This is a genomic window from Roseomonas sp. TS2, assembly GCF_058833935.1.
The window spans coordinates 1-6,247 of record NZ_JCACVY010000224.1 but is presented as its reverse complement, the minus strand read 5'-3'; the positions used below and the strand labels follow the sequence as shown (position 1 = coordinate 6,247).

Sequence of the window (6,247 nt, the reverse complement as noted above, 5' to 3'; positions counted from 1 at the left end):
TCAAAACCCCCGTTGACGGCGCCCGGCCGCGCCCATAAAAGCCCACCCACGCCAAACGGCGGTTCGCCCCCTTGCCCAGGTGGTGGAATTGGTAGACGCGCTGGCTTCAGGTGCCAGTGACCGCAAGGTCGTGAAGGTTCGAGTCCTTTCCTGGGCATATCTCCTCCGCGGCGCGTCAGCGCAACGGTCAGGATCGGAAGGCAGGGATGGCGAAGATGGCAAGCACGCTGTTTGCGGCCAACGCCACCATCAGGCTCCACAAGCACGATCTCCCGCCCGATGTCGATTTCGGCGCCGTCGTCGCCATCGACACCGAGACGATGGGCCTCGACCCGCGCCGGGACCGGCTCTGCCTCGTGCAGCTCTCGGCCGGCGACGGCACGGCGCATTGCGTGCAGATCATCCCCGAGAGCCTCGGCGGGCGCGGCGCGGACTGCCCCAACCTCAAGGCGCTGCTGGCGCGGCCGGACGTGGTGAAGCTGTTCCACTTCGCGCGCTTCGACGTCGCCATCCTGCGCGCCGCGCTGGGCGTGGAATGCGCCCCCGTCCGCTGCACCAAGGTCGCCGCCAAGCTGGTCCGCACCTTCACCGAGCGGCACGGGCTGAAGGATCTCTGCCGCGAGCTGCTCGGCGTCGAGATCTCCAAGCAGCAGCAGAGCTCCGATTGGGGCGCGGCCGAGCTGACGCCGGAGCAGCTGGCGTATGCCGCCTCGGACGTGCTGCACCTGCACGCGCTCTGGGGCAGGCTGGAGGCGCTGCTGCGGCGCGAGGGACGGCTGGAACTGGCCGAGGCCTGCTTCCGCTTCCTGCCCACGCGCGGTGCCCTCGACCTGATGGGCTATGACGAGCCGGATATTTTCGCGCATTGAGCGGAATCCGGCAAAATTCTGGCACGCTTTTTGATTAAGCGAGACGCCGCGGCGCGTTGACCCTGCCCATCCGCAGCCCCATACAGGGAGGGTGAGGTTTTTCCCCTTCCCGCACCGCCTGCTGTCCCCGCGTTCGCGCCGGCCGGGCCTGAAGGCGGCGGACAAGCAAAGCCGACGAATGACGCCCTCCACGCCTCCCCGCGACGCGCTTGCCGCGCAACGTGCCAGCCGCGCGCCCGGCCGGTCGCGCACGACGCTGCCGTCCCGCGCGCGCATGACGATGGATGCCGGCGCCCTGGCGCGGCGGCGCGTGCTGGTGAAGCTGGCCAAGTGGCTGCTGCCGGTGGGGGCGCTCGGCCTGCTGGCGGCCATCGCCCTGTGGCCGGAATTCGATTCGGCGGAGGAGCGGGGCCGGCTGGCCTTCCGGCGCGTGGCGCAGACCTCGGCCGAGGCCATGCGCATCGCCTCCGCCCGCTACCAGGGGCTGGACGAGCAGAACCGGCCCTACAACGTGACCGCCACCACCGCCACGCAGCAGGTGAACACCGACCTGATCGATCTGGAGCGCCCGCGCGCCGACCTGTTCATGGCCGACGGCGCCTGGGTGCTGCTGGAGGCGCAGCAGGGCCGCTACGCCCGGGCGAGCAACCAGCTTGCCCTGTCCGGCCAGGTGACGCTGTGGCACGACGACGGCAGCACGCTGCGCACCGAGGCGGCGCAGATCGACGTGGCCGGCGGCAGCGCCCGGGGCGACCGGCCGGTGGCCGCGCAGGGCCCCTTCGGCACGCTGGTCAGCGAGGGCTTCCGGCTGGAGAATCGCGGCCAGGTGGTGGTGTTCACCGGCAACGCCAAGGCTGTCCTGGAGGGCGCACGATGACCGAGACGCGACGCGGCCTTCCCGCCGCCGCCCTGCTGGCCGGCCTGCTGCTGGCCGCCTCCCTGGCGCTCGCCCCGCGCGCCGCCGGCGCCCAGGCGCTCGACCTGACCCAGGGCGGCCCGGTGGAGGTGACCGCCACCGACGGCATCGAGTGGCGTCAGCAGGAGCAGGTGGTGATCGCCCGCGGCAATGCCCGCGCCGTGCGCCAGGGCATCACCCTGACCGCCGACCGGCTGATCGCCCGCTACCGCCCGCGCGCCGGCCAGCCCGCCGCCGCCGGCGGCGCCGACACGCCGATGTCGGGCGGCGAGATCTGGCGACTGGAGGCGGAGGGCAATGTCCGCATCGACAGCGCCACCGACCATGCCGAGGGCGACCGCGCCATCTACGACATGGACCAGGCCGTGCTGGTGATGACCGGCCGCGCCCTGAAGCTGACCACGCCCGAGAACGTTCTGACCTCCCGCGACAGCATGGAATACTGGCCGCAGCGCCGCATGGCCGTGGCGCGCGGCGCCGCCGTGGTGGTGACGCAGGACCAGCGCCGCATCGCCGCCGACACGCTGGTGGGCTACTTCCTGGAGCAGGGCGCCGGGGCGCCGCAGCAGGCCGCGGCGCCTGCCCGGAACGGCGCCGCCACGCCCGGCCAGGGCAGCCAGCTCGAGCGCGTCGAGGCCTTCGGCAATGTCGAGATCCGCACCCCCGGCGAGGTGGTGCGCGGCGACCGCGGCGTCTATTCGGAAGTCACCGGCATGGCCCGCCTGCTCGGCGGCGTGCGCATCACCCGCGGCGACAACCAGCTCAACGGACAGGAGGCGATCGTCAACATGCGCAGCGGCGTGGCCCGCCTGGTTTCCACCCCCGGCCAGCGCGTGCAGGGCCTGATCATCCCGCAGCAGGGCCAGCAGGCGTTGCAACCCCAGGGGCAGCCCCAGGGACAGCAAGGCCAGGGGCAGCCGCGATGAGCGCGCCGCTGAAGGTCATCCCCGGCGAGGGCGGGCTGGTCGCCACCAACCTGGGCAAGCGCTACAAGAAGCGCCCCGTGGTGCGCGGCGTCTCGCTCAGCGTGCGGCGCGGCGAGGCGGTGGGGCTGTTTGGCCCCAACGGCGCCGGCAAGACCACCACCTTCTACATGATGACCGGCCTCGTCCGCCCCGATCAGGGCCAGGTCTTCATGGACGGGCAGGATGTCACCACCCTGCCCATGTACCGCCGCGCCCGCATGGGGCTGGGCTACCTGCCGCAGGAGGCCTCGATCTTCCGCGGCCTCAGCCTGGAGGACAACATCCGGGCAGCGCTGGAGGTGGTGGAGCCCGTCCGCGCCCGGCGCGAGCAGATGCTGGACGAGCTGCTCTCCGAGTTCGGGCTGACGCATCTGCGCCGCTCCCCCTCCCTCGCCCTCTCGGGCGGCGAGCGGCGGCGCTGCGAGATCGCCCGCGCGCTCGCCACCCACCCGGCCTACATCCTGCTCGACGAGCCGCTGGCCGGCATCGATCCCATCGCGGTGGGCGAGATCCGTGAGCTGGTGCGGCATTTGAAGAACCGCGGCATCGGCGTGCTGATCACCGACCACAATGTGCGCGAGACGCTCGAGATCATCGACCGCGCCTACATCCTGCATGACGGCCAGGTGCTGATGGAGGGCACGCCGCAGGACATCGTCGCCCATGAGGGGGTCCGGCGGGTCTATCTCGGCGAGCGGTTCAGCCTCTAGCATGCGCCTGCTGCACCGGTCCCGTGCGGCGGGCACCCTCTTGCTGGAGGCAGGCTGAGCGGCCATGGCCATCGGCCCACGTCTGGATCTGCGGCACACCCAGTCGCTGGTGATGACGCCGCAGCTGCGGCAGGCGATCAAGCTGCTGCAATCCTCCAACCTCGAGGTCATCGCCTTCGTCGAGGAGGAGCTGGAGCGCAACCCGCTGCTGGAGCGCGACGAGCGCGCCGACGGCCCGCCGCCCGACGCCCATGCCGGGCGCGAGCCGGCCACGCCGCCGCCCGCCCCGGCCGACAGCTTCGAGAGCAGCACCGCCGCCGCCCTGCCGGCCGAGGCGGAGGCCCCGCTCGACATCCGCGACTGGTCGAACGTCTATGACGGCGAGAGCCCGCGCGGCGGCCGCGCCGATTTCGACGAGGATGCGCGCGGCATCGACTCGCTGGCCGCCGAGCGGCCGCGCAGCCTGCGCGAGGAGCTGGGCGAGCAGCTCCGCCTCACCTTCCCCGACCCGTCGGACCGGCTGATCGGCGCCCAGCTCATCGCGCTGCTCGACCCGGCGGGGCGGTTGCCGGCGGCGGATGCTGCCATCGCCGCCGCGCTGGGCTGCGAGGAGGCGCGGGTGGCGCGCATCCGGGCGCGGATGCAGCGCTTCGAGCCGGTGGGCATGTTCTGCCGCTCGCTCGGCGAGTGCCTGGCCGTGCAGCTGGCCGAGAAGAACCGGCTGGACCCGGCCATGGCCGCGCTGGTGCGGAACCTGGAGATGCTGGCGCGGCGCGACATGCGCGGGCTGATGCGCGTCTGCGGCGTCGATGCCGAGGATTTGGCCGACATGGTGGCCGAGCTGAAGCGCCTCGACCCCAAGCCCGGCGCCGGCTTCGACCCCGAGCACGCGCCCTCGCTGGTGCCGGACGTGCTGATGCGCCCCGCCCCGATGGCCGGCGAGGCGGGCGACTGGCTGCTGGAGCTGAACCCGGAGACGCTGCCGCGCGTGCTGGTCAACCGTGGCTTCCACGCCCGCGCGCTGGTCGCCGCCTCGCGCGAGGACCGCGCCTTCCTCTCCGAGAAGTTCCAGGCCGCCAACTGGCTGGTGAAGAGCCTGGAGCAGCGCGCCAGCACCATCCTGAAGGTGTCGGCCGAGATCGTGCGGCGGCAGGACGGCTTCTTCCGCCACGGCGTCGCGCATCTGCGCCCGCTCATCCTGCGCGACGTGGCGGAGGCGGTGGAGATGCACGAATCGACCGTCAGCCGTGTCACCGCCAACAAGTACATCGCCACGCCGCGCGGCAATTTTGAGCTTAAATACTTCTTCACAACTGCGATCGGCGGCACGGGCGGTGAAACCTTCAGCGCCGAGGCGATCCGCCACCGCATCCGCGGCATGGTCGCGGCGGAGACGCCGGACGATATCCTCAGCGATGATGCAATTGTCGCAGCTTTGCGTCGGGAAGGAGTGGACATCGCCCGCCGCACGGTGGCCAAATACCGGGAAGCGCTGCGCATCCCATCATCCGTGCAGCGCAAACGGGAGAAGGCCGTCCCGGCCTGACCCGGAGCGGGCGCGACCCGCCCGCCCCGCCGTCCCAAGGGACGGCCCCTCCCCAGCAACAAGGAGGGGTTAGCCCGCCATGCATATCGTTGTCGCAGGGAAACAGGTCGAAACAGGCGAGGCGCTGAAGGTCCATGTGACCGAAGGCCTCAGCGCCGTGACCAAGAAATATTTCGACCACGCGCTGGAAGCCTATGTGACCTTCGGGAAGAACCGCGCCTTCTTCTCCTGCGCCATTGACATCCACGCCGGCCGCGGGCTCAGCCTGCGCGGCGAGGGCGAGGGGCCCGACGCGCACCGCGCCTTCGACGAGGCCGCCGCGCACATCGCCAAGCGCCTGCGCCGCTACCGCCGCCGCATGAACGAGCATTCCCGCAATCTGGCCGATGAGCGCCTGCCCGCCACCGCCGAGACGGCGCGGCAGGTGGTGCTGGCCCAGCCGGCCGACGTGCCGGACGAGCCGGTTGACGCCGCCGTGCTGCTCGGCGGCCTGACCGACGGCGCCGCCCCCGCCGAGGACCCGGCCGCCGATGGCATGGAGACGTCCGGCGGCATGGACGGGGCCGAGCACGGCGCCATCATTGCCGAGACCCCCACCGAGATCGCCCGCCTCACCGTGGGCGAGGCGGTGATGCGGCTCGACCTCGGACAGATGCCGGTGATGATGTTCCGCAACCGCGCCAGCGGGCAGCTCAACGTCGTCTATCGGCGCCCGGACGGGCATGTGGGCTGGATCGACCCCGCCGCGGCCTGAGGCGCGCGGACTCGGCCCGACCAACGGGTAGTTAACGATTCTCGCCGCATTCTGTGCTCCGCTTCATCTTCTGGAGGGAGTCGGGATGCGGTTCCTCGCGTCTGGCCTGGCGTGCCTCGGCATTGCCGGGGCGCTGGCCACGGCCGTACCGCTCTGGCCCGCGGCGGGCCAGCCGGTGGCAATCCTGTTCCGGCCTGGCCTGCCGGCCGAGCAGGCGCTGCTGCTGACCGGCGCGGCCGGCCACCGGCCCATGCGCCTGCTCCATATCAGCCCGCCCCTGGTCCTGGCCGAGCGGGCGCCCGGCCTTTCCCTGCCACACCACGCCTGGCTTGCCCTGGCCGCGCCGGGCGCCCCCGGCTGCACCACCCCCCGCACCGCCGCCCGCGCCGCCGCGCGCTCTGCTGCCCGCGCCGCCGCGCGCCCCGGGGACGCCGCATGAACCTGCACCCCCTGCGGCGGCGCTTCGCCCTGCTGCTGGCTGGCCTGC

The 6,247-nt window shown here is 72.2% G+C and carries 7 protein-coding genes and 1 tRNA gene; all 8 read left to right on the top strand.

Features of this window, described 5'->3' with window-relative positions; translation table 11 throughout:
• Positions 1-73: 73 nt before the first annotated feature.
• Positions 74-157 (top strand) — tRNA-Leu (locus tag ACZJYS_RS21880).
• A 58-nt stretch (positions 158-215) separates the two neighbouring features.
• The gene (locus tag ACZJYS_RS21875; RefSeq protein WP_379631987.1) at positions 216-869 is read left to right on the top strand and encodes a ribonuclease D; all 654 of its coding nucleotides are present in this window, start codon (positions 216-218) and stop codon (positions 867-869) included.
• A 178-nt stretch (positions 870-1,047) separates the two neighbouring features.
• Complete coding sequence (lptC, locus tag ACZJYS_RS21870) at positions 1,048-1,746, top strand: LPS export ABC transporter periplasmic protein LptC (protein WP_109515666.1); 699 nt, start codon at positions 1,048-1,050, stop codon at positions 1,744-1,746.
• A complete protein-coding gene (locus ACZJYS_RS21865) occupies positions 1,743-2,711 on the top strand; it encodes an LptA/OstA family protein (protein WP_493180310.1) in 969 nt (322 codons plus the stop codon). The genes lptC and ACZJYS_RS21865 overlap by 4 nt, the downstream gene beginning before the upstream one ends.
• Positions 2,708-3,460: an LPS export ABC transporter ATP-binding protein gene (gene lptB / locus ACZJYS_RS21860; protein ID WP_109515664.1), complete on the top strand. Its 753-nt coding sequence runs from the start codon at positions 2,708-2,710 to the stop codon at positions 3,458-3,460. The genes ACZJYS_RS21865 and lptB overlap by 4 nt, the downstream gene beginning before the upstream one ends.
• A gap of 64 nt (positions 3,461-3,524) precedes the next feature.
• Positions 3,525-5,006, top strand: a complete 1,482-nt coding sequence (rpoN, locus tag ACZJYS_RS21855; protein ID WP_493180309.1) for an RNA polymerase factor sigma-54 — start codon at positions 3,525-3,527, stop codon at positions 5,004-5,006.
• 79 nt (positions 5,007-5,085) lie between these two features.
• Complete coding sequence (gene hpf / locus ACZJYS_RS21850) at positions 5,086-5,760, top strand: ribosome hibernation-promoting factor, HPF/YfiA family (protein WP_109515662.1); 675 nt, start codon at positions 5,086-5,088, stop codon at positions 5,758-5,760.
• Positions 5,761-5,845: 85 nt separating this feature from the next.
• Positions 5,846-6,199: a hypothetical protein gene (locus tag ACZJYS_RS21845; RefSeq protein ID WP_493180308.1), complete on the top strand. Its 354-nt coding sequence runs from the start codon at positions 5,846-5,848 to the stop codon at positions 6,197-6,199.
• The last annotated feature ends 48 nt before the right edge of the window (positions 6,200-6,247 follow it).